Raw genomic sequence first — 23,046 nt, forward strand, 5'->3', positions numbered from 1 at the left:
AAGGATTATATGCTTGATGTAACTCTATCGTGCTCAAGGGAAATGGCAAAAGCAATGAGTGGACAAAAAACCGTGACTCCCTCGGCGGAAGGCCTTGCAGCTTCATTAACTGCTGTAAAAACACGCGGTTTGCCGCCCGTGCACCTGTGGAACCCGCCTTTTTGCGGTGATCTTGACATGCGCATCGCGCGGGATGGCACCTGGTTTTATCAAGGAACACCGATTGGACGGCCCGGATTGGTCAAGTTATTTTCATCGATTCTTAAACGAGAGGATGAAAAATACTTCTTGGTAACGCCGGTTGAAAAAGTCGGAATCACGGTGGATGACGCGCCATTTGTGGCGGTGGACTTTGAAGCAACGGGCGATGGCGAGGATCAGGTTCTGACCTTTAGTACCCATGTTGGCGATGAAGTCGTCGCGGGCAGGGAGCTGCCGATTCGCGTCGTGAAGGATGCTGAAACGGGTGAACCGTCGCCTTATGTGCTGGTGCGTGCCAACCTCGAAGCTTTGATTGATCGAAAGAGTTTCTATCGATTGGTCGACCTTGGAGAGCATCATGAAGGGTGGTTCGGGGTTTGGTCCGGTGGCACGTTTTTTCAGATTATCCCAAGTGCGGAATTGCCCTGATAACTGGAGGCCACTTAGGGGCATCGCTATTTGTAACCTCTGAGGCGTGACGCTGCGAGTGACCTATCTGCAACGGATTATGCCGCTTTTTCTCACCTTAGAACGAAATCATGGCACACTCTTGGGTCTGAGCGACCTCAACCTTAAGGTTTGAGGAGCAGTATCGTTGAGGTCGTATGTTCAAAATCGCCGCCAACCTGAGCCACTTATGGCCCGAAATCCCCTATCTCGACCGTTTTGATGCCGCTGCGGAGGCCGGATTTGAAGGTGTGGAGGTTCTGTTTCCATATGACATGCCGGCCAAAGACACTCAGCGCGCCTTGCTCAAATCTGGCCTGCCGATGGTTTTGATCAACGCACCCCCACCCAATTATACCGGTGGTGCGCGTGGTTTTGCGGCCGTACCGGAACTGGACGACCGTTTCCGTTTCGATTTGCGCCGCGCACTTCGGTATTGTGAGGCTTTGCGCGTGCCCATGTTGCACGTCATGACCGGTGCGGCGGAGGGTACGGAGGCACGGGAAACTCTGATCGCAAACCTGCGCTGGGCATCGGAACAAGTCCCTGAGAATATGACGCTCTTGCTGGAACCGCTCAATACCGTAAGCATGCCGGGTTATTATCTGAATGACTATGAATTAGCCGCGGATATTCTGAACGAACTCGGGATTTCGAACATTGCTTTGCAGTTTGACACCTTTCACGCGCAAACCATCCACGGCGACGCGCTCGAAGTTTACGAAAAACACAAATTGCTGGTGCGACACATCCAAATCGGTGACGCACCGGATCGTACAACACCAGGACAGGGCGACGTCAATTTCAATGCATTTTTCGACCGCTTGAAGGCGGATGGTTATGCGGGCTGGGTCAGCGCAGAATATACTCCGGGGCCGCAGACCGAAGACAGCCTGTCATGGCTGCATGCGCTGCGACCCTGATGCCGTTCGCCTAAGCTGCGGGTGATATGTGCGTTAACGCGCATGTAATCCCCTTTCTGGCATCTTATGTTTGCGCCGATGCCAAAGGAGGCTTGCGATGATTCCCGCTCGATACCAACATTTTGTCTATGGTTTCATCCTGTCGGGTTTGATGTCTTTCATGGTGTCTGGGATCGCGACCTATCGAAGTCTCGGCCTGATTGATGATTTTTTCATGGTTTGGATTTCCAACTGGTTGCCCAGCTGGTCCGTCGCCTATCCAACTTTGTTATGCGTGTCGCCAATTGCCCGCCGGATCGTATCCAAACTGGTGCGGCAAGAAGCGTAGATACCCACCTTACTAATGCGCGACAGCCCAGTTTGGCCCTTGTCCTGCGTCAACACTGAGTGTGACATCTAATTTGACAACCGGGTCGGCAGCACCTTCCATGACCGTGCGCGCAGCGGTGATCAGATCGTTCTGGGCCCCATTCTCCACCTCAAAAAGCAGCTCGTCATGCACCTGTAACAGCATCTTGGCGGGCAAGTCAGCGATGGCCGCAGGCATCCGGATCATGGCGCGGCGAATAACATCAGCTGCCGTCCCCTGAATGGGCGCATTAATCGCCGCGCGGGCTGCAAAACCGGCGTGCGGCCCTTTGGCCCCGATGTTGGGCGTATGAATGCGACGCCCAAAAAGCGTTTGAACATATCCATGTTCTTTGGCAAAGGCTTTGGTGTCGTCCATATAAGTCCGGATGCCGGGGAAACGTTCAAAATACCGGTCGATGAAACCCTGCGCCTCACTGCGCGGAATCCGTAGATTGCGCGCCAGCCCAAAACCGGAAATGCCATAGATCACCCCAAAATTGATCGCCTTCGCGCGGCGCCGGATGTCGGGGGTCATTTGGTCCATCGGCACATCAAACATTTCGGAAGCGGTCATTGCATGAATGTCCTGACCGTCTCTGAAGGCCTGCTTTAGAGCCTCAATATCTGCAATATGAGCCAGAATACGCAGCTCGATCTGGCTGTAATCCAGCGCGACCAGCGTCTTGCCCTCCTCGGCCACAAAGGCTTCGCGAATGCGGCGTCCTTCCTCGGTTCGGATCGGGATATTTTGCAGATTTGGATCGGTGGAGGCGAGCCGCCCCGTAGATGCACCGGCAATGGAATAGGACGTATGTACGCGCCCGGTATCGGGGTTGATATGGTCCTGCAACGCGTCCGTGTAGGTGGATTTCAGCTTGGACAGCTGCCGCCAGTCAAGCACGCGAGCTGGCAATTTATGTTCTGTAGCAAGGTCTTCCAGAACATCAGCACCGGTCGCATAGGCCCCGGTTTTGCCCTTTTTACCGCCCTCCAGACTCATTTCGTCAAACAGGATTTCGCCCAGCTGCTTGGGAGAACCTACATTGAATTTGCGTCCGGCAAGTGTGTAGATCTCGTCTTCCAGACCGGCCATTTTCTGACTGAACGCATTGGACATGCGCGACAGCGTATCGCGATCGACCTTGATGCCAGTTTGTTCCATCTGCGCCAACACCGGCACCAAAGGACGCTCCAGCGTTTCATAGACCCGCGTAACCTGCGCCCGGTGCAGCATTGGTTTGAACCTTTGCCACAGGCGCAGGGTAATATCCGCGTCTTCTGCCGCATAGGGCACAGCGTCCTCCAGTGGCACCTTGTCGAAGGTGATCGCGGACTTACCAGAGCCTAACAGGGGTTTTATTGGGATCGGCGTATGCCCGAGATATCGGTCCGACAGCGCATCCATGCCGTGATTGTGTAGCCCGCCGTGCATCGCGTAAGACATCAGCATGGTGTCGTCGATGGGCGCAACATTGATCCCGATTTGGGCGAAAATCTTGGCGTCATACTTCATGTTTTGCCCGATCTTCAGGATCGATTGATCCTCCAGCACAGGTTTGAGCATGTCTATGGCGTCAGACAGGGCCATCTGATCCTCGGCCAGATCATCTGACCCAAATAGATCATCGCCGCGATGCACCTTGTGGATCAGTGGGATGTAACACGCCTGTCCCGCCTCCACACAGAGCGACACACCCACCAGATCGGCAGTCATTTCATTCAGGCCCGTGGTTTCTGTATCCACAGCCACACAACCGCGTTCATATATGCGGTCGATCCAATCCTGAAGTTCCGCACCCGAACTCACTTTGGAATACCCGCTTTTGTCGAATGGAATATCCGCCACTTCGGGCGCTTCCGGCGCATGTTTGGGCGTGTCATCAATAGCCGGGGGTTCGACGCCCAGTTGATCCGCGATCCGCTTTGTCAGAGTGCGGAACTCCATCTCCGCAAGGAATGGCATCAGCAGATCCGCATCCGGTTCCCGCACTTCGAGATCATCCAACGTAAAATCGAGCGGAGTGTTTTCATCCAGCAGCACAAGGCGGCGTGACAGCCGGATTTGTTCCGCATGATTGATCAGAGTCTCGCGGCGTTTGGGCTGTTTGATTTCTTCTGCGCGCTCCAATAGCGCATCCAGATCACCGTATTCATTGATCAACAAAGCCGCTGTCTTGATCCCGATCCCTGGCGCGCCTGGGACGTTGTCAACACTGTCACCGGCGAGCGCCTGCACATCCACAACCCGCTCAGGATAAACGCCGAATTTCTCGAACACGCCATCCCGGTCAATGCGCTTGTTTTTCATCGCGTCCAGCATTTCGACGCCGTCGCCGACCAATTGCATCAAGTCTTTATCTGAGCTGATAATCGTACACCGCCCGCCTGCCGCGCGGGCCTGAACCGCCAAAGTTGCAATGATGTCGTCAGCCTCAAAGCCCTCTTTTTCCTCGCAGGCAATGTTGAAGGCAATTGTTGCTTGGCGGGTCAAAGGGATCTGTGGGCGCAAGTCTTCAGGCATGGCCTCGCGGTTGGCTTTGTATTGATCGTACATGTCATTGCGAAAAGTATGGCTGCCCTTGTCAAAAATCACGGCTACATGTGTCGGCGCATCTGGACCGGTGTTGGTCTCGACATAGCGTTGCAGCATATTGCAGAATCCCGAAACCGCACCAATCGGCAACCCGTCTGACTTACGCGTCAGGGGGGGCAAGGCGTGATAGGCGCGAAAGATGAACGCGGAGCCGTCGATCAGATGAAGGTGATGGCCTTTCCCGAATGTCGTGTTCATATTAGGATACCCTCATCATCGGTTTATGGAACGTCACAGATGTTATCCCGTATCGCGGCAGGCGCTGCAATCACCCTTTGTGCCACAAGTGTTTTTGCTTAAGTTCCAACCGGATTTGGTTGCCAGACTGATGTGGATGTTTCCGAGATTTGCGTGCGTTTGTTGGGTGCGTCGGTGAACAGGTCTGTTTTTTCACTGGGCGCGCTTCGGGGGCGGACCGAAGGAACGCTGAGTGTTCGAACAAATGCTGGCAATTTGTGTTCCGGGCGCCCGGTCCTTCGAAACTTTTTGGCTGTCGGTCAGTCGAATTTTTCTTGTGGCGATTGCCGCAAGGGGATCGCCTATTTCACCTATAGGGATCCCAAACCAGGCGCAACCACGAGCAGCGGTCTCTTGACAGGCGGATCAAAGCCGGAGGCAAGGACGGGCAACAAGATCAAACAGTCTCTGGCGATTGATCCGGAAAAGCCAGACGGAAACCTGACCTGCGCAAATTCAGTGCTAGCGATAACTCAGACTTTGTCCGCATAATCCTTGTGGACGTATTTGCAATCGCAATAGCCACATTCTACCCACCCGGTGTCTTTCGGGATTTGCAGCCAAACGCGCGGATGACCGAGCGCGCCCTCGCCGCCGTCACAGGCAATGCGGAAACTGTCGACAATTCTGGTCTCTGGCGGTTGCTGCATGATGGGCGAGTCCTATGGCTTTGCGCTGCCCGTTATGACCAAAGCGCAAGGTTGGAGCAAGCCCATCCGGCAGCGATCTTATCAATCTCTTTCAATACGGGCCTGGTAACAGTTGTTTCGCGCCGATCGAACATGGATGAAAGCAACATCAGGATTCTTGAAAACCTCGGCGACTTTGTCTTGTATTGCCTTGGTCGCGACGACCTCGCCTGTTCCATATACAATGCGTTCGTCCGTGGAGTATCCTTTGAGCAGATAATCCGGCGAAGTCGTCAAGATTTCAGGCAAATCGTCTGAGCCGCCCCCCCGTGTACAAGGTTTGGCGCAGAGGAAAATAGGGCCTGTCTCGGCATAGGCGTGCACGCCCTCAAACGGGCGGTGCGCGAGAATCAGCATCGCTTCGCCCTCTGGCACGTCTTTCAGGCAATGACGACAGGGTGTGCCGGGCCCGGTTGAGATCTTGCGCTCTGGCTTTTGGCCGTGAATATCGGTGCCACCGTTTTGCCAATGGCGGACCATTTCAGTCTCTAATGCAATGAAAAGTGACATTTTTCTCTCCTATAGGTTCAGGTTTTTCATGGGGAGAGTGACCTTTTTTGCGGCGATGAATCGACCCGAATGATGCGCTTTCGAAAAGGACTCCAAATTAGAACAAAAGGTGAATATGGTATGTGCTTATCATGTTTACCGAGATCAATATCACCTCGAACTTCTCTTTCCTGAAAGGGGCTTCGCATCCAGAGGAATACATGTCCCGCGCGGCGGCCTTGGGCATGCAGGCCATTGCGATTGCGGATGAGAATTCTGTTGCGGGAATCGTGCGGGCACATGCACGGGCGCGGGAAATTTGCAGGCAGGTAGGAGAGCGTCAGGCCTGGGAGGCGAAAAACGGAATGATCGGCCCGCCGATCCCCAAAGGATTCAGTGCCTCTGAAAGCCTGCTTTATGTCCGGCCCCGATTGATCCCTGCTGCCCGGCTTGTTTTTTCAGACGCCTGTCCGGTTACCGCCTTACCTGAAACACGTGCAGGATGGGGCGCGTTGTGCCGCTTGCTTTCCAAAGGACGGTTGCGGGCTAAGAAAGGCAGCTGTGATTTGCAACTTGACGACCTTCTGGAGGAGGGCGAGGCGTTGCAATTGGTGCTCTGGCCACAGACGCAAACATCACCGCGCGGCGCAGGTGGATGGGTCCAAACAGCGCAAGCGTTGGCGCGCCGCTTTGCTGGCAAAGTACACATCGGTTTGGTGCCGCATTATGATGGCCGCGATTCTGAACGTTTTATGGCGCTAAGTGATCAGGCGACCCGGCTTAATCTGCCGACCCTGGCAAGTGCGGCACCTCTGATGCACCACGGTGCGCGGCGCAAACTGGCGGATGTTGTTGCGGCCATCCGATTGGGCCGTCGCATCGATGATCTTGGCCGAAACGCGCTACCCAACAGCGAGGCACGCCTGCGCTCAGAGACAGAGATGCGAAGATTCTTCAAAGGCTTCGAAGAGGCTGTGGATCGTACGGTTGCTCTCTCCCAAAACCTGACGTTTTCGCTGGACGAGCTACGCTATGAATATCCTTCCGAAGGCACCCGGACAGAGACCCCTGCTGAACGTTTGCGCCGCCTGGCCTATGAAGGTCTGAAATGGCGCTATCCGAATGGTGCCTCCGAAAAGGTGCACAAACTCCTCGAACACGAGCTGAACCTCATCGGTAAACTCAAATACGAACCCTATTTCCTGACGGTGCGCGATATCGTGGCCTTTGCGCGCTCCCGCGATATCCTGTGTCAGGGACGCGGGTCCGCGGCGAACTCGGTGGTGTGTTATTGCATGGGCGTCACCTCCGTCAGCCCTGAAATAGGCACGATGGTGTTCGAGCGTTTCGTCTCGGAGGCCCGCGACGAGCCTCCCGACATCGACGTGGATTTTGAACACGAGCGCCGTGAAGAGGTAATTCAGCACATCTATGAACGTTACGGGCGTCACCGCGCCGGGCTGTGCGCCACTGTCGTGCATTATCGTGGCAAACGCGCAATCCGCGAGGTCGGTCGTGCCATGGGGCTCACGGAGGACACCATTTCAGCGCTGTCTTCCCAGTTGTGGGGTTTCTTTTCCACCAAGGGGATCGAGGCTGAACGCATGGCCGAGATCGGGTTGGATGCAAGCGATAAACGTCTGCAACAGACACTGGCGTTGGTCTATGAAATCAACGGTTTCCCTCGGCATCTCTCCCAACATGTCGGGGGGTTCGTCATCACCGAAGGGCGCCTAGATGAGTTGGTGCCAATCGAAAACGCCACGATGGAGGATCGCACAGTCATCTGTTGGGACAAGGATGATATCGAGGCTCTGGGCATTTTAAAGGTTGATGTGCTCAGCCTTGGTATGTTGACCTGTATCCGCAAGGCCTTTGACTTGCTGAAAACGCACCACAACGCCAGCCATACCCTTGCAAGCCTGCCACCTGAGGATCCGGTCGTTTACGATATGCTCTGCGCCGCAGACAGCATCGGTGTGTTTCAGGTCGAATCGCGCGCGCAGATGAATTTTCTGCCCCGCATGCGCCCACGGTGTTTCTATGATCTGGTGATCGAGGTTGCGATTATCCGGCCCGGCCCCATTCAGGGCGACATGGTGCATCCGTTCATCCGTCGTCGGAACGGAGAGGAGGAGGTGTCCTTCCCTTCGGACGAATTGGGCGCGGTGCTGGGCAAGACACTGGGTGTGCCGCTGTTTCAGGAACAGGCGATGCAGATCGCGATTGTCGGGGCAGGCTTTACCCCGGATCAGGCCGACCGCCTGCGCCGTTCGCTTGCGACCTTTAAAAAACATGGGAACGTCAGCGAATTCCGCACACTTTTTCTTCGGGGTATGGCGCGCAAAGGCTATGACGCTGATTTCTCGGAACGTTGCTTTTCCCAGATCGAAGGGTTTGGATCCTACGGGTTTCCCGAAAGCCATGCGGCGAGTTTTGCATTATTGGTATATGCGTCCAGCTGGATCAAATGCCATCATCCGGGCATCTTTGCCTGCGCTCTGCTAAACTCCCAGCCCATGGGCTTTTACGCCCCAGCGCAGATTGTACGGGACGCCCGTGAACACGGCGTCGAGGTGCGCCCCATCTGCATTAACGCCAGTTTTTGGGACAATACGATGGAACCGGATGGGCAGGGTGGTTTGGTGCTGCGGCTGGGCTTCCGTCAGATCAAAGGCATCAGCGAGGAGGATTCCACATGGCTGACTGCTGCGCGTGGCAACGGGTACCGCAGCGTGCGGGATGTCTGGCGTCGGTCCGGTGTTGCGCCAGGCATTGTGGTGCGTCTGGCGGAGGCGGATGTTTTTGCAGGGATCGAGCTTAACCGTCGCGACGCCCTGTGGGAGTCCAAGGCGCTGGTGCCCGGTGTGCCTTTGCCGCTTTTTTCCAATGACATTGACGGGGAAGCGATTGATGAACCCGCAGCCCTGCTGCCCGAAATGACATTGGGTGAAGAAGTGGTGGAGGATTATGTCGCAATGCGCCTGACGCTCAAGGCCCATCCGTTGGCGCTTTTACGGCCGCTGCTAACAACTGCCCCTTAGGAGGGGGCCACGTTTGTAGATCAAAAACTGGGACGTGCTGTAAAAGAGGTTCACCCTTTAGGCGCAAACGGCTAAAAGATCGCAAACCCGTCAGAGGAGAAGAGCAGATGAGAACGCGTAGACCTGTGGTGTTATGCATTCTGGATGGGTGGGGTATCGGCAAAAGCAGTGCGGGAAATGCGCCTTTCCTTGCTAATACACCAACCATGGACCGGCTCATGGATAGCTGTCCCCACGCGACGCTCACAACTTTTGGTCCTGACGTAGGTCTGCCGAAAGGGCAGATGGGCAATTCCGAAGTGGGCCACACAAATATCGGTGCAGGTCGTGTTGTGGCCATGGACTTGGGACAAATTGACCTGGCGATCGAAGAAGGCAGCTTTACACAAAACGAGCGTTTGCGTGCCTTTATCGAAACATTGCGGGAAACCGGCGGTACAGCGCATTTGATGGGTGTCGTCTCTGATGGGGGTGTGCATGGGCATCTTACTCACATGATCGCGGCCGCCAAGGCGCTGGATGAAGCTGATGTACCTGTACTCATTCATGCGCTTACGGATGGTCGCGATGTGAACCCTAAATCGTCGCTCAACTATCTTGAAACGCTTGAGGCGGAATTACCAAACACCGTGCGCATCGTTTCAGTGACGGGTCGTTATTATGCGATGGATCGCGACAACCGCTGGGACCGCGTTAGCAAGGCGTATGGAGCAATTGTAAGGGCCGAGGGAAATCACGAAGGCACCGCGCGGGAGGCAGTTCAGGCCGCCTATGATCGTGGTGAAACCGATGAGTTCATCGCACCAACTGTTCTGGAGGGATTTGAGGGCGCGCAGGATGGCGATGGGTTGTTTTGCCTGAATTTTCGGGCGGACCGTGCGCGCGAAATCATGGCAGCCATCGGGGATCCGGCGTTCGACGCCTTCGATACCGGTGCACGACCCACCTGGGCGGCTTTGATGGGAATGGCGCAATATTCTGAAGAACACTCGAAATACATGTCTGTCGTTTATCCAAAACCCGAGATCGTCAACACATTGGGCGATTGGGTTGCACAGAAGGGTTTGCGCCAGTTCAGGTTGGCAGAGACGGAAAAATACCCCCATGTGACGTTCTTTTTGAACGGCGGTGAAGAAGTGTCCTTTGCTGGTGAAGATCGCAAGATGCCCAAATCACCCAATGTTGCCACCTATGATCTGCAACCGGAAATGTCTGCAGATCAGGTCACCGAGGCGTTGGTTTCTGCGATCAAAGCGCAGTACGACCTGATCGTGGTGAATTTCGCCAACCCGGATATGGTAGGTCACACAGGCGATCTAGCAGCAGCCAAGAAGGCTTGTGAGGCAGTGGATCAAGGGCTTGGTCAGGCATTGCGCGCGCTGGATGCTGTGGGCGGGGCCATGATCGTGACGGCAGATCATGGCAATTGCGACATGATGATTGATCCTGAAACGGGCGGCCCTCATACAGCTCATACCTTGAACCCGGTTCCGGTCGTGGTGATCGGCGGCCCAAAAGGCGCAAAGGTTTCCGACGGAAGGTTAGCCGATTTGGCCCCGACCGTTCTGTTCCTGATGGGGCTTGATGTGCCGACGGAAATGACTGGAAAATGCCTGCTGTCATGAAGTGGCTTATTCTCATTGCCGCGTTTTTTGTTCCTTCTGCAATTTCGGCGCAGCAGGACAATGCTGAACGCGCCCGTGCCGCGCTGGAGATGTTGGAAACGGCTTCCACGCAATTGGACGAGGCTGGGTCAGCGCGTGACCGCATTCGTGCGCTGACCAGCACGATTCAGGCTTTTGAAGAAGGGTTGAGTGCTTTGCGCAGTGGTTTGCGTCATGCAGCGGTGCGCGAACAGCAACTCAGTGCGAAATTACATTCCCGGGACGCCGAAATAGCGGACTTGCTTGTTGTGCTGCTACAGATGGGGGCACGGCCATCTCCCGTCGCCTTGCTCCATCCTGGCGGTCCGACAGGAACTGCAAGGGCTGGAATGCTGTTGGCAGAGATCACACCGGCACTGAATGCGCAGGCCGCTGATCTGCGACGGGACCTGAATGACTTGAAGACTTTGCGTGCGATCCAAACTGATGCTGAGGACCGTCTTCTTGCAGGCCTGAGCGAGGTTCAGCAAGCGCGCACGGCGCTCAATCAGGCCATTGCCGAACGCACCGAACTGCCGAAACGCTTCACAAATGACCCTGTGCGAGAGGCGATCCTGATCGCATCAGCTGAAACTCTCGAAAACTTTGCCGAGGGGCTGGACCAGATTGTGCTGGACGGAGAGACCATTGCGCCCGCGTCGATGGAGAGCAACAAAGGGGAACTCCCGCTTCCCGTGCATGGCATTTTGTTGCGCGCGGCGGGTGAGGTCGATGCCGCCGGAATTGCGCGTCCGGGGATTATAATGGCGACTTTGCCTCGTGCCATTGTCACAACACCAGTAAGCGCAACAATTCGCTACACCGGGCCGCTGCTGGATCTGGATCAGGTGGTGATTCTTGAACCTCAGGCAGGTGTGCTTTTTGTGCTCGCAGGGCTAGATACCGTTTACGTTGTGGCAGGAGAGGTCATTGACGCGGGCGCGCCATTGGGGCTTATGGGCGACTCTGCGGCAAAAAACCGGCCAGAACTTTCAACAGATGGTGATGACACTGGCGTCGAGCGTTCAGAAACGCTCTATATAGAGGTAAGACAGGACAACTCACCCGAGGACCCGAGCCTCTGGTTCCGAACCGATAAGGATGGATAGAGAGAAATGAAAAAATTTGCCATGGCGGCAGCAGGCGGCATTGTCGCGGGTGTCATCGCCACAACACAGATCGCAGGCCCGTTGCTTGCGCAGGAATCGGCAAAGTCGAGTAGTGTCTATGAACAGCTGGATCTGTTCGGTGATATATTTGAGCGTATCCGTGCGCAATACGTCGAAGAGGTCGAAGCTGGCGAGCTGATCGAAGCGGCCATTGATGGCATGCTGACATCGCTTGATCCCCACTCCAGCTACCTTTCTCCGGATGACGCGGCCCAGATGCGCGTGCAGACACGTGGCGAGTTCGGTGGTTTGGGCATTGAGGTGACGCAAGAAGAAGGCTTTGTGAAAGTTGTCTCGCCAATTGACGGCACACCCGCGGATGAGGCGGGCGTCGAAGCGGGTGATTTCATCACTCATGTCGACGGCGATTCCGTCTTGGGTCTGACTTTGGACGAAGCCGTGGATATGATGCGCGGACCGGTGGGGTCAGAAATTTTGATCACAATTGTGCGTGAGGGTGAAACAGAGCCCTTTGACGTATCGATCATCCGCGACACTATTAAACTGACGGCGGTACGAACAAGAACCCAAGGCGAGACGGTTGTTTTGCGAGTAACGACTTTCAACGACCAGACGTATACCAATCTGCAATCGGGTCTCAAAGAACAGTTCGAAACTGCAGGCGGGATCGACAATATCAATGGGATCGTGGTGGATTTACGCAATAATCCCGGCGGTTTGTTGACCCAGGCGATCCGGGTCTCCGATGCTTTCCTCGAAGAGGGCGAAATTGTCAGCACACGGGGTCGCAACATCCAGGACGGAGAGCGGTTCAACGCGACTGCAGGTGATCTGGCCGAAGGCAAACCGATTGTGGTGCTGATCAACGGGGGTTCTGCCTCCGCATCGGAAATTGTCGCGGGTGCTTTGCAGGATCATCGCCGCGCAATTGTCGTTGGTACGAAAAGCTTTGGTAAGGGGTCGGTCCAAACGGTCATGCCACTGCGCGGAGATGGTGCCATGCGCCTGACGACCGCGCGGTACTACACGCCTTCCGGCCGTTCCATCCAGTCACTTGGTGTGTCCCCTGACATTGTGGTGGAGCAACCGCGCCGCGCGCCAGACACTGAAGAAGAGGAAGAGAATTCACCGCGTTCCTTGCGTTCGGAGGCGGATTTGCGCGGCAGCTTGAACAACGACAGCCTGACGGAAGACGAGATCAAGCAAATCGAGGCAGATCGTGCCAAAGCAGAGGCGGCAGCCGCTTTGCGCGAAGAGGATTACCAACTGGCCTACGCCATTGATATCCTTAAGGGTCTCAACGCTTTGGTGCCGGTCGACTAAGAGCAACGTTCATATGCGCTATCAGGGAGCCCTGCCAGTTTTCTGGCGGGGCTTTTTTTGGCCCTGGACAGACATATGCTTCAATGTTGATATAATTTTCACGCATAGATTTATCGTAAAGATCAAATGCTTTGACGAGAAATATGCCTTCTGCTTGCTGCGTCGTTGTGCGTGGTTCTGAACGGCTGGAAGGAGTCTGGCTGACTGACCAGCCACGGCTCATGTTTTAATCTTGACCCGTCGGACTATTCTCTTTGCTCTCACGTTGGTTTGGAACGACGGCAGGTAGGCCCATTGCTAAAAGCAGTCGCTCAACGTGGACTCCCTGCGAGTTTTTCGTTGATGACAAAAAACAAAACAGGATTGTGCCGACCACCGTCAGTCCAAAATTCAAACACGCGTGATGGGTTTCAAACCGCGAGGACCCTGCGAAGTGACGGGAGACAAGCAGGACTGAGATGTACGATTATTCACGGCAAATCGATAAATCGACGCCGGTTTTAAAATAACACGCAAGGTCGCTTTGGCGCCCGGCACTTCACTCAAGAAGCGCAGAGCGTCAGCCTTTTAGAGGTCCATATACTCATGGCCTTCTTCCTTGGCGCCGGGGTGCGTGACCGCGCCCATATAGGTTGGACCAACCAGCTTTGCATATTTCCAGAGTGCGCCGGCACCATATATGGTTGGACGTGGTCCTTCCCATTCGGCTTTGCGTGCGGCCATGTCTTCATCAGAAACGGCAACCGAAATCGAGCCTTCGATGGCATTCAGTGTGATCATGTCACCGTCTTTCAACAGGGCGATGGGCCCGCCATGCGCGGCCTCCGGCCCCACGTGTCCCACGCAGAATCCGCGTGTCGCACCGGAAAAACGCCCATCCGTAATCAGCGCAACCTTTTTGCCCATACCCTGACCAGAGAGGGCCGCCGTGGTGGCAAGCATTTCCCGCATGCCTGGTCCGCCTGCCGGGCCTTCGTTGCGGATGACAAAAACGTCACCTTCCTCGTAAGAACGATTCTGGACGGCATCAAACGCATCCTGTTCACATTCAAAAACGCGCGCGGGACCGGTGAACAACTGATGCTGCGGTTCCATACCTGCGATTTTCACAATGGCGCCTTCGGGGGCGAGATTCCCCTTGAGGCCCACCACGCCGCCGGTTTTCGATAGCGGGGTCTCAACGGAGTAAATGACGCGGCCATCTGCTTCGAGCGAGACTTTGTCGATCTCTTCGCCAATAGAATATCCGGTGGCCGTGATGCAGTCTTCATGGATCAGACCAGCCTTGCGCAATTCTTTCATCACAACCGGCACACCACCCGCTTCATAGAGGTCTTTGGCGACATAAGTGCCGCCCGGTTTCAGGTCTACGAAATAGGGGGTGTCACGGAAGATCTCGCAAACGTCTTCCAGGAAGAAATCAATACCCGCCTCATGCGCCATCGCGGGCAGGTGCAGACCTGCGTTGGTAGACCCCCCAGTGCACGCAACGATACGTGCGGCATTCTCCAGCGATTGGCGGGTTACAATATCGCGCGCGCGAATGTTCTTTTCAATCAGGTTCATCACTGCGGCACCGGAGGCTTCCGCATAGGCATCGCGGCTCTCATAAGGCGCGGGCGCACCAGCAGAATTGGGCAATGCCAGGCCAATTGCCTCGGATACACAGGCCATAGTGTTGGCCGTAAATTGTCCACCACAGGCACCGGCCGACGGACAGGCCACACGCTCCAGTATTTCCAATTCGGCCTCGGTCAGAGATCCGCTTTGCTGGCGTCCCACGGCCTCGAACATATCCTGTACCGTGAGATCGCGGTTGGCGAATTCCGCTGGAACGGCGGCCCCGGTGGGCGCGCGACCTGGTAGGATTGACCCGCCATAAAGGAACACCGACGGCACATTGAGGCGGATCATTGCCATCATCATGCCCGGAAGGGATTTGTCGCAGCCTGCCAAGCCCACAATCGCGTCATAGCAATGTCCACGCATGGTCAGTTCAACCGTATCCGCAATGGCCTCGCGCGAGGCCAGTGATGACCGCATGCCCTCGTGACCCATCGCGATGCCGTCGGTTACGGTGATGGTGGTAAATTCGCGTGGCGTGCCGCTTTCACGTTTCACACCCATTTTAACGGCCTGTGCCTGGCGGTTGAGTGCGATGTTGCAGGGCGCGGCTTCGTTCCAGCATGTCGCGACACCTACCAGCGGCTGGTGAATTTCCGCGTCCGTCATACCCATGGCATAGTAATAGGACCGGTGGGGCGCGCGCGCGGGCCCTTCGGTCACATGACGACTTGGCAGGCGGGATTTATCAATGCGCTGGCTGGACATGGAGCATTCCTTCAAGATTTCTTGCATCCGGAATATCCAACAGCCCATGGGGCTGCAAGGCTCTAGGGTTCAGATGTGCACATCCTTTGACCATTTGCGCGCTTGTATTGGTAATTCCGCGGCCTTAAGTTGAGTGAAGCCGCACGACAGTGCGCTTTGGCGACCCGCCGTGGCTTCTATTCCAGCCCCATACCGAAAGCCGTACAATGGAATCCTCTCTTTTCGCGTTTATTTGGAAGTTTTCCAAACGGGAACAACTGTTTCTGTTGTTCTTTACGCTGTTCACATTTCCATTTCTCTACGCGACGTTGGAACTGCCCAAGCGCATTATCAACGACGCCATTGGTGCGCAGGACAACAGCATTGACATGTTGGGGTACACGCTGACCCAAACGGAATTTCTGATGGCGCTGTGTTTTCTCTATCTGGGCGCAGTTTTGTTGCACGGGTTGCTCAAAATGCGTCTGAATACGATGAAAGGCGTGTTGGCGGAACGGCTTTTGCGGCGATTCAGGTACCGATTGATTACGCGCATGACGCGTTTTCCCCGCGCATATTTCCGAAGCACCAGTCAGGGTGAACTGGTTTCGATGGTCACATCCGAGGCGGAGCCGATGGGTGGGTTGATGGGGGACGCGGTCGCACAGCCAGTTTTCCAGGCAGGACAAATGTTGATCATCGTGGTGTTTCTTTTTGCCCAAAGCATCTGGTTTGGTCTTGCCGGTGTCGCCCTGATCCCGCTGCAGGCCTATATCATTCCGATCCTGCAGCGTCAGATCAACCAGTTGAACAAAAAACGTATCGTTGAAGTGCGGCGGTTTTCATCCGAGATTGGTGAAACGGCTGCCGGTATTGGCGACTTGCGTACAAATGGTGGTCTGCGTTTCCGACTGGCCGGTTTTACGGATCGTCTCGGGCGTCTTTTCGAAATACGTTTTCAGATTTACCAGAAAAAGTTCTTCATGAAGTTTCTAAACAACTTCATCACACAACTCACGCCGTTCTTTTTCTACTCGGCAGGGGGGTATCTGGCAATCAAGGGCGAAATCACTGTTGGGGCGCTTGTTGCGGCGCTGGCCGCTTACAAAGATCTGAGCTCTCCCTGGAAAGAGCTATTGGCTTACTACAACCAGGTGCAAGACATGTCGCTGCGCTGGGAGATCGTAACCGAGCGTTTTGCGCCCAAAGGCATGATTGATGAAAAACTGATGGAAGGTCAGCCGGATGAGATACCCCATCTGGAAGGCGCGATTTCGATCAAGAACGTGACCGTGCGCAATTCTGACGGGAACGCCGTTATTGAGAATATCAACCTGGAAATACCGGCTGGCGCGCGCGTTGCCATTCAGGCCGGTAGTCAGATTGAACGTACCGCACTGGCCGAAGTTCTGACGCGGGAGGTCATGCCCGCACGCGGCAGTGTCACGATCGCAGGGCGTGATCTGGCGGAATTGCATCAGTCGGTGATCGCTGCACGCATCGGATATGCTCATTCCAGACCCTATCTTTTTGACGGCACGTTGGGAGACAACCTCCTGATGCCACTAAAAACGAGCCCGAAAACAGTTTTGTGGGACCCAAATAAAAAGGATAGAAAAACCATCGAGGCCGAACGGTCCGGCAACAGTCATGACAGCATGCAGGCCGACTGGATTGACCCCGGATTGGCGGGGTTGAATACTGCCGAAGAAATCCGCGGCTGGTGGTTCCAATTGGTTGAAGCCATGGGACTTGATGAGTTCATGTTTCGCCGGATGCTCACAACACGGATAGACCCGGAAATACATGGCAAGCTTGCCGCCTCTGTGGTTGCGTTGCGCGAGGAAGTCTATGAAAAGCTTGTTGGGCGCGACCTTGACGGCTATGTGAACCGGTTCAACCCGGAGGAATTCAACCCTTCCATCCCGCTTGGCGGGAACTTGATGTTTGCCTCGCCTAAACGGGATATCTCCCAACGCGGCCTTGCGGCGGAACGCAGTTTTCTGGCGTTGATTTCCGAGCTTGGTCTTGCTGAACAAGGCATCGCTATTTCGCAAACACTGATCGAAACACTGCACCAGACTTTTGGCATGGACGGGACTAACCACCCGCTTTTCACGGCGCTTGGTATCGAAGAAGACCTTTATGAAAGGCTGGTGGATATTGCTACGCGCCGTCATGAAAAGGGCGATCAGGCCCTGACTGAGGAAGAATTCTCGCTCTTGCTTACCGTGCCCTTTGCCTTCACCGCTGAGCAGATCGGACCGGGTTTTCCGGAAAGCTTCAAACAGGAAATCCTGGAGATACGCCGGTCAAAAAGCAAGGAAATGCGCGAAGGAATGAAAGGGTTGTTTGTGCCTGTCGCCATGGAAAACTACCTGCCGCGTCTCACCTTGATGGAAAATGCGCTTTACGGTCGGATTTCGGCGATTGCTGGCGTACAGGGTGAATTGATCGAAGACTTAGTTGCAGAAGTGCTGGCAGAACACGATCTGAAGCGTCAGGTTTCAGAAACCATCCTTGACATCAGAACAGGTCTGGGCGGCACGAATTTGGCAAGTGTATTTCAGGAACGAGCCGCGTTCAGCCGCGCGGGTATCAAACGTCCGGATGTTCTTATACTGGATACGGTTTTGGCCAGTCATGATGCGAATAACCGAAAACAAACACGAGCCAAATTGCGAGATCTGCTGCCCAAAGCCACCATGGTTTTCCTCGAAGACAAATTTGAGAACCCAACAGCTTATGATATGTTCGTCGAGATCAAAAACGGTCGAATAGATGGTGTTGAACAGCCAGAATCGCACGATAACGAAGACAGCGGATCAGATGATCTGCGCCGCAAGATCAGGGTAATTTCACGTACAGATCTGTTTGCCAACCTGGATTCACGCAGTCAGCGACTACTGGCATTCTCGGCACAGTGGTACAAAGTCGAGAAAGACAAGCGGATCTTCAGCCGCGGAGAGCGTGCAGATGCCGCATATCTTTGTCTGTCTGGTTCCGCATTGATGGGGTATCACGATGAAGATGGCACATGGCATGACATAGGCACCGTTGAACCGGGTCGCCTGATAGGCGATTTGTCCATCATCCTTGAGGAGACCCGCCAACTCGATTTGGTCGCGCTGGAGGAAAGCAAGTTCTTGCGGATTGGAGCCGAAGAATTCAGGTCTGTTATCGAGACCGACCCGGCCGTTCTCATGCACCTCTTGCGCACTGTCGCGGGACATTTGACCGGTGCGGCAGAACTCTTGAGAGATGCGCGTGTGAGTGTGCCTCTGGAGAACCAGACCGATGCAAAGTCGGACGCGTAAGGGGAGCGGCCGATGTTTTCGCGCGACGCATACCGCCCGCATGAGCAGTTGCTGAACCCGGTCCGGGAAACCGCGCAGGTCTGGCGATTGATCATAGGTCTGATCATCGCATCAGGGGTTTACCTGATCTGCAACCAGACGATGTTTCGCACGCTTTACACGTGGCAGGGCAACAACGCGCCGGCCTTTTCGGAGGTTTTGGTCGCGGGTTCAACGCCCCTTGCCATGTTTATTTTGCTGGCAAGTTTTGGGTTCATGATACTCGGTGTGGCGATTGCTCTGAGGGTTGCGCACAAACGCGGATTTGCGGATGTCTTTGGTGATCGGGCAACCTGTTTTGCACAAATGCGGGCGGTGCTCGCCATTCTGCTGTTGATCAATCTCGTGGTTTGGATCCTGCCGCCCTGGGATATGGGTGCCCCGCTTGTATCCAATATGAACTTGGGCACATGGCTGATACTATTGCCGATCTCTTTGACTGCGGTGCTCATTCAAGTCAGCGCAGAGGAAGTTCTGTTTCGGGGCTACATTCAGCAGCAATTGGCGGCGCGGTTCAGTTCCCCGCTGATCTGGATGCTGGTGCCAGCGGTTTTGTTTGGGTTTGGCCACTATATGCCGGAAGAGGCCGGCCCGAATGCCACGGCAATTGCGATTTGGGCGGTTGTATTTGGGATTTTGATGGCGGATCTAACGGCGCGCGCCGGAACGCTCGGTCCTGCAATCATTGTGCATTTTATCAACAATGTTGTCGCGATTCTGATCATATCAATGCCTGACAATCTGTCGGGCCTCGCCCTCTATCTAAGTCCGTTTTCCATGGGTGACAGTGACGCAGTGCGCGCATGGTTACCTGTTGACTTCGGGTTCATGATCGTCAGCTGGCTCGCTGCGCGCCTGGCAATTCGGCGTTGATTGCACTTTGCCTGCGTCGGGACTAATTAGAGCGTAAGGGACCCCAAAGGATAGCCACATGAATTGGATCACCAACTACGTCCGGCCAAGGATCAATTCGATCTTCTCGCGTCGCGAGACGCCAGACAACCTTTGGACCAAATGCCCCGAATGTGGCACCATGCTGTTTCACCGCGAAGTGTCGGATAATCTTAATGTGTGCACCAATTGCAATCACCATATGCACATCACGGCGCGCGATCGCTTTATCGCGCTTTTTGATGGTGGCATTTTTACCGACGTCACAGTGGAAGCACCCAAACCCGACCCGTTGAACTTCCGGGATCAAAAGCGATATCCGGATCGATTGAAAGCGGCGCAAAAACAAACGGCCGAAGCTGAAGCGATGTTGGTCGTGACAGGCGAAATCGGACGAACGCCCATCGTTGCAGCAGCGCAGGATTTCGATTTCATGGCCGGGTCCATGGGGATGTATGTGGGCAATGCGATCATTGCGGCGGCACAGGAAGCCGTGAAACTGAAACGCCCGCTGATCCTGTTCTCCGCGGCTGGTGGTGCGCGCATGCAGGAAGGTATTTTGAGCCTGATGCAGATGCCACGTACAACCGTGGCCATTCAGATGCTGAAAGAGGCCGGGTTGCCCTATATCGTTGTGCTGACACATCCAACGACGGGGGGCGTGACCGCAAGCTATGCGATGTTGGGGGATGTGCACATTGCTGAACCTAATGCGTTGATCTGTTTTGCCGGGCCGCGGGTGATTGAACAAACGATCCGCGAAAAGCTGCCCGAAGGCTTTCAGCGTGCGGAGTATCTTCTGGACCATGGCATGCTGGACCGCGTGACCCCGCGCGGAAAGATGCGTGACGAGCTGATTTCCATCACCCGCATGTTGTTGGGTCTGCCGCCCGCGGTGCGGGGCGATCTGCCACCTCCGGCACCTGCGGAAGTATCGCCAGTCCCATCCAAAAGCAGCGCGCCGTCCGCCACCGACTCTGACCCAAAATGAGCGTCACGACATCGGACGTTATCTTGGAACGGATGATGGCTCTGCACCCAAAGATCATAGATCTTACTTTGGACCGTATGTGGCGTTTGCTGGATGCTCTGGGCAATCCGCAAGACGATTTGCCACCGGTGATCCATATCGCTGGAACCAATGGTAAGGGGTCGACCCAAGCCATGATCCGTGCAGGTTTGGAGACGGCAGGGCATAGTGTCCATGCTTACACCAGCCCGCATCTTGCCCGGTTTCATGAACGCATTCGGGTCGCGGGTAAATTGATCTCGGAGGCTGATCTAACGGCAGTGCTGGATGAGTGTTATGCCGCCAATGGTGGCGAGGATATTACCTACTTTGAGATTACAACCTGCGCTGCCTTGCTGGCGTTCTCGCGCGTGCCGGCGGATTTCACGCTGCTGGAAGTGGGCCTTGGCGGGCGGCTGGATGCAACCAATGTGATCGCGCGCCCAAAGATCACGGCCATCACACCGGTTTCCATCGACCACCAACAATTTCTGGGCGACACCATCGACAAAATCGCCTTTGAAAAGGCAGGCATTATCAAGCGTGGCGTGCCGTGTGTGGTGGCGCGACAGGAGGAGGAAGGTCTTGCTGTCATTGAAGACGTTGCGGAGCGGGCATCGGCACCTTTGGTGGCTTATGGTCAGCACTGGCATGTTGGACCGGATCGCGACCGCATGACCTATCAGGATGACACTGGCTTACTTGACCTGTCGCGCCCGAACCTGCCGGGGGAGCACCAGATGATGAATGCGGGAACAGCTATCGCCGTCCTGCGCCATTTGGGTTTTGGATCCGAAGTTTCCGAAGCGGCGGTGAGCAGGGCAGAGTGGCCCGCGCGCATGCAGCGGCTCGGAACCGGGTTCTGCACAAAAGCCGCGCCGCGGGCTGAAATCTGGCTCGATGGGGGACACAACCCTGCGGCGGGTCAGGCTCTTGCGGCGCATCTGCGTAGCCTGCCCAAACGTCCGACCTACCTGATTTGCGGGATGCTCAACACAAAGGACATAGACGGATATTTGCGACCAATGGCGGAGATATCCGATGGTCTGATCGCGATCTCCATTCCGGATGAGGTCAACACATTACCTGCCAATTTGACTGCAGAGGCCGCCCGCCGCGCGGGCTTTGACGCCCACACCGCATCGAACGTGCAAAACGCCTTATCCGACATTGCGACCCACACGCCAGAGGCGCGTATCCTGATTTGCGGATCGCTTTACCTTGCGGGGTCCGTTCTGCGCGCAGATTAGAGGCCCCAACCTTCAGATTGCATTTCGCGCAGGCGCGAGGCTGTGCGTTCAAATTCAAAGGTACCTTCGCCCTCCAGATAGAGCATCTCCGGCTTTGCTGCCGCGGAACAGATCAGCCGCACTTTGGCTTCATAGAGGGCATCAATCAAAGTCACAAAACGTTTTGCTTCATTGAAGTTATCGCGCGAAAGCGCCGGGATACCGTCGATCATCAAGACTTTGACCGCCTCAGCCACCGCCAGAAAATCTGCGGGACCCAGCGACTTGCCACAAAGGTCGTGAAACCCTGCCCGAGCCACGCTGTTTCGAAAGGCGGGCAGTTCAACCTCGCGCCCCTTTACCTTGAGTATCAAGGGCGTGCCCGGCCCACCCGCAAGATCGTCCCATACAGTATTCATGGCCACACGGGCTTCACCATTGATGGGCGTAAAATAGACCTGCTGTCCCTTCAGCCGGTCTTGCCGGTAATCTTTCGGGCTGGCCAGTTCGACCACATTCATTTTCTCTTTGATCAGTGCGATGAACGGCAAAAACAGATCACGGTTCAGCCCGTTTTTGTAGAGTTCGTCTGGCACACGGTTGGAGGTGGTGACCACAACGACGCCATCCGCAAACAACGCCTGGAACAGCCTGCCCACGATCATTGCGTCGGTGATGTCACTGATCTGCATTTCATCAAAGGCCAAAAGTCGCACGGAGGCAGCGACATCGGCTGCGACCGGCGCAATCGCGTCCTCGACACCGGTTTTACGGACCTCATGCATCGCTGAGTGGATTTCCTGCATGAAAGCGTGGAAATGCACGCGCCGGGCGGGGACGTTTCCAAGGTGCTCCACAAAAAAATCCATCAGCATGGATTTGCCACGCCCGACACCACCCCATAGATAAAGCCCCTGAGGCGGCTCAGGCGCTTTGCGAAAAAGCCCTTTTTTGACAGGCGCATTTAGAGCTGCACGGATGCGCTCGAATTCCGGTAAAACAGTCAGTTGCGCATCATCAGCGTGCAACGTGTCTGCCTCAACAAGGCTTTGATATATGTCGCCGAGCGTTTCCATGACCTTTCAATAGCTTGCAGATGGGGGCGGGGAAAGCCTGTAGATCCATCGGAATTGGTGACGTCGACATCACAACTGTTGGATTGACGCGCTCTGACCCCCGGT

16 protein-coding genes are annotated in these 23,046 nt (G+C 55.3%); 11 read left to right on the forward strand and 5 right to left on the reverse strand.

Annotated elements, in window-relative coordinates; genetic code table 11:
* Nucleotides 1-54: 54 nt before the first annotated feature.
* From R8G34_13030 to R8G34_13040, 3 genes are all read left to right on the forward strand, one after another.
* On the forward strand, nucleotides 55-630 hold the full coding sequence (locus R8G34_13030) for a DUF1285 domain-containing protein (protein ID MDW3223789.1): 576 nt from the start codon (nucleotides 55-57) through the stop codon (nucleotides 628-630).
* Between the two features lie 176 nt (nucleotides 631-806).
* Entirely contained in the window at nucleotides 807-1,571 is a 765-nt protein-coding gene (locus tag R8G34_13035) for a TIM barrel protein (protein MDW3223790.1), read from the forward strand.
* Between the two features lie 97 nt (nucleotides 1,572-1,668).
* On the forward strand, nucleotides 1,669-1,899 hold the full coding sequence (locus R8G34_13040; GenBank protein MDW3223791.1) for a DUF2798 domain-containing protein: 231 nt from the start codon (nucleotides 1,669-1,671) through the stop codon (nucleotides 1,897-1,899).
* A 12-nt stretch (nucleotides 1,900-1,911) separates the two neighbouring features.
* Here the strand turns inward: R8G34_13040 and polA are convergent, their stop codons facing one another.
* The 3 genes from polA to R8G34_13055 all read right to left on the reverse strand — a co-directional run bounded on the left by polA (nucleotide 1,912) and on the right by R8G34_13055 (nucleotide 5,951).
* On the reverse strand, nucleotides 1,912-4,713 hold the full coding sequence (gene polA, locus R8G34_13045) for a DNA polymerase I (GenBank protein ID MDW3223792.1): 2,802 nt from the start codon (nucleotides 4,711-4,713) through the stop codon (nucleotides 1,912-1,914).
* Between the two features lie 512 nt (nucleotides 4,714-5,225).
* The gene (locus R8G34_13050) at nucleotides 5,226-5,405 is read right to left on the reverse strand and encodes a zinc-finger domain-containing protein (protein ID MDW3223793.1); all 180 of its coding nucleotides are present in this window, start codon (nucleotides 5,403-5,405) and stop codon (nucleotides 5,226-5,228) included.
* A 78-nt stretch (nucleotides 5,406-5,483) separates the two neighbouring features.
* Complete coding sequence (locus R8G34_13055) at nucleotides 5,484-5,951, reverse strand: DUF1203 domain-containing protein (GenBank protein MDW3223794.1); 468 nt, start codon at nucleotides 5,949-5,951, stop codon at nucleotides 5,484-5,486.
* A 131-nt stretch (nucleotides 5,952-6,082) separates the two neighbouring features.
* Here R8G34_13055 and R8G34_13060 point away from each other — a divergent pair, with 131 nt between their 5' ends.
* The 4 genes from R8G34_13060 (at nucleotide 6,083) to R8G34_13075 (ending at nucleotide 13,070) form a co-directional block, all read left to right on the forward strand.
* Nucleotides 6,083-8,974: an error-prone DNA polymerase gene (locus R8G34_13060; GenBank protein ID MDW3223795.1), complete on the forward strand. Its 2,892-nt coding sequence runs from the start codon at nucleotides 6,083-6,085 to the stop codon at nucleotides 8,972-8,974.
* 107 nt (nucleotides 8,975-9,081) lie between these two features.
* Nucleotides 9,082-10,599, forward strand: coding sequence for a 2,3-bisphosphoglycerate-independent phosphoglycerate mutase (gene gpmI, locus R8G34_13065; GenBank protein ID MDW3223796.1), 1,518 nt, complete (start codon nucleotides 9,082-9,084; stop codon nucleotides 10,597-10,599).
* Nucleotides 10,596-11,726 carry a peptidoglycan DD-metalloendopeptidase family protein gene (locus tag R8G34_13070; protein MDW3223797.1) on the forward strand — a complete coding sequence of 377 codons (1,131 nt, stop codon included), beginning with the start codon at nucleotides 10,596-10,598 and terminating at the stop codon, nucleotides 11,724-11,726. The genes gpmI and R8G34_13070 overlap by 4 nt, the downstream gene beginning before the upstream one ends.
* A gap of 6 nt (nucleotides 11,727-11,732) precedes the next feature.
* Nucleotides 11,733-13,070 carry a S41 family peptidase gene (locus R8G34_13075; protein ID MDW3223798.1) on the forward strand — a complete coding sequence of 446 codons (1,338 nt, stop codon included), beginning with the start codon at nucleotides 11,733-11,735 and terminating at the stop codon, nucleotides 13,068-13,070.
* Between the two features lie 567 nt (nucleotides 13,071-13,637).
* Here the strand turns inward: R8G34_13075 and ilvD are convergent.
* A complete protein-coding gene (gene ilvD / locus R8G34_13080) occupies nucleotides 13,638-15,401 on the reverse strand; it encodes a dihydroxy-acid dehydratase (protein ID MDW3223799.1) in 1,764 nt (587 codons plus the stop codon).
* A gap of 206 nt (nucleotides 15,402-15,607) precedes the next feature.
* On the opposite strand from ilvD, the gene R8G34_13085 reads away from it, so the two are divergent.
* From R8G34_13085 to R8G34_13100, 4 genes are read left to right on the forward strand one after another with little or no spacing between them, the layout of a single operon-like run.
* On the forward strand, nucleotides 15,608-18,697 hold the full coding sequence (locus tag R8G34_13085) for an ABC transporter transmembrane domain-containing protein (protein ID MDW3223800.1): 3,090 nt from the start codon (nucleotides 15,608-15,610) through the stop codon (nucleotides 18,695-18,697).
* 12 nt (nucleotides 18,698-18,709) lie between these two features.
* Nucleotides 18,710-19,609, forward strand: a complete 900-nt coding sequence (locus R8G34_13090; GenBank protein MDW3223801.1) for a type II CAAX endopeptidase family protein — start codon at nucleotides 18,710-18,712, stop codon at nucleotides 19,607-19,609.
* Nucleotides 19,610-19,667: 58 nt separating this feature from the next.
* On the forward strand, nucleotides 19,668-20,618 hold the full coding sequence (gene accD, locus R8G34_13095) for an acetyl-CoA carboxylase, carboxyltransferase subunit beta (protein MDW3223802.1): 951 nt from the start codon (nucleotides 19,668-19,670) through the stop codon (nucleotides 20,616-20,618).
* Nucleotides 20,615-21,886, forward strand: coding sequence for a folylpolyglutamate synthase/dihydrofolate synthase family protein (locus tag R8G34_13100; GenBank protein ID MDW3223803.1), 1,272 nt, complete (start codon nucleotides 20,615-20,617; stop codon nucleotides 21,884-21,886). The genes accD and R8G34_13100 overlap by 4 nt, the downstream gene beginning before the upstream one ends.
* On the opposite strand, the gene zapE is transcribed toward R8G34_13100, so the two are convergent.
* On the reverse strand, nucleotides 21,883-22,941 hold the full coding sequence (gene zapE / locus R8G34_13105; GenBank protein MDW3223804.1) for a cell division protein ZapE: 1,059 nt from the start codon (nucleotides 22,939-22,941) through the stop codon (nucleotides 21,883-21,885). The genes R8G34_13100 and zapE overlap by 4 nt on opposite strands.
* Between the last annotated feature and the right edge of the window lie 105 nt (nucleotides 22,942-23,046).

This window comes from Paracoccaceae bacterium (assembly GCA_033344815.1).
In the GTDB taxonomy this organism is placed as follows: domain Bacteria; phylum Pseudomonadota; class Alphaproteobacteria; order Rhodobacterales; family Rhodobacteraceae; genus Roseobacter.

Coding starts and splice junctions, on each gene's coding strand:
- R8G34_13030 (MDW3223789.1), top strand. CDS start 55: ATGAGTGGACAAAAAACCGTGACTCCCTCGGCGGAAGGCCTTGCAGCT.
- R8G34_13035 (MDW3223790.1), top strand. CDS start 807: ATGTTCAAAATCGCCGCCAACCTGAGCCACTTATGGCCCGAAATCCCC.
- R8G34_13040 (MDW3223791.1), top strand. CDS start 1,669: ATGATTCCCGCTCGATACCAACATTTTGTCTATGGTTTCATCCTGTCG.
- polA (MDW3223792.1), bottom strand. CDS start 4,713: ATGAACACGACATTCGGGAAAGGCCATCACCTTCATCTGATCGACGGC.
- R8G34_13055 (MDW3223794.1), bottom strand. CDS start 5,951: ATGTCACTTTTCATTGCATTAGAGACTGAAATGGTCCGCCATTGGCAA.
- R8G34_13060 (MDW3223795.1), top strand. CDS start 6,083: ATGTTTACCGAGATCAATATCACCTCGAACTTCTCTTTCCTGAAAGGG.
- gpmI (MDW3223796.1), top strand. CDS start 9,082: ATGAGAACGCGTAGACCTGTGGTGTTATGCATTCTGGATGGGTGGGGT.
- R8G34_13070 (MDW3223797.1), top strand. CDS start 10,596: ATGAAGTGGCTTATTCTCATTGCCGCGTTTTTTGTTCCTTCTGCAATT.
- R8G34_13075 (MDW3223798.1), top strand. CDS start 11,733: ATGAAAAAATTTGCCATGGCGGCAGCAGGCGGCATTGTCGCGGGTGTC.
- ilvD (MDW3223799.1), bottom strand. CDS start 15,401: ATGTCCAGCCAGCGCATTGATAAATCCCGCCTGCCAAGTCGTCATGTG.
- R8G34_13085 (MDW3223800.1), top strand. CDS start 15,608: ATGGAATCCTCTCTTTTCGCGTTTATTTGGAAGTTTTCCAAACGGGAA.
- R8G34_13090 (MDW3223801.1), top strand. CDS start 18,710: ATGTTTTCGCGCGACGCATACCGCCCGCATGAGCAGTTGCTGAACCCG.
- accD (MDW3223802.1), top strand. CDS start 19,668: ATGAATTGGATCACCAACTACGTCCGGCCAAGGATCAATTCGATCTTC.
- R8G34_13100 (MDW3223803.1), top strand. CDS start 20,615: ATGAGCGTCACGACATCGGACGTTATCTTGGAACGGATGATGGCTCTG.
- zapE (MDW3223804.1), bottom strand. CDS start 22,941: ATGGAAACGCTCGGCGACATATATCAAAGCCTTGTTGAGGCAGACACG.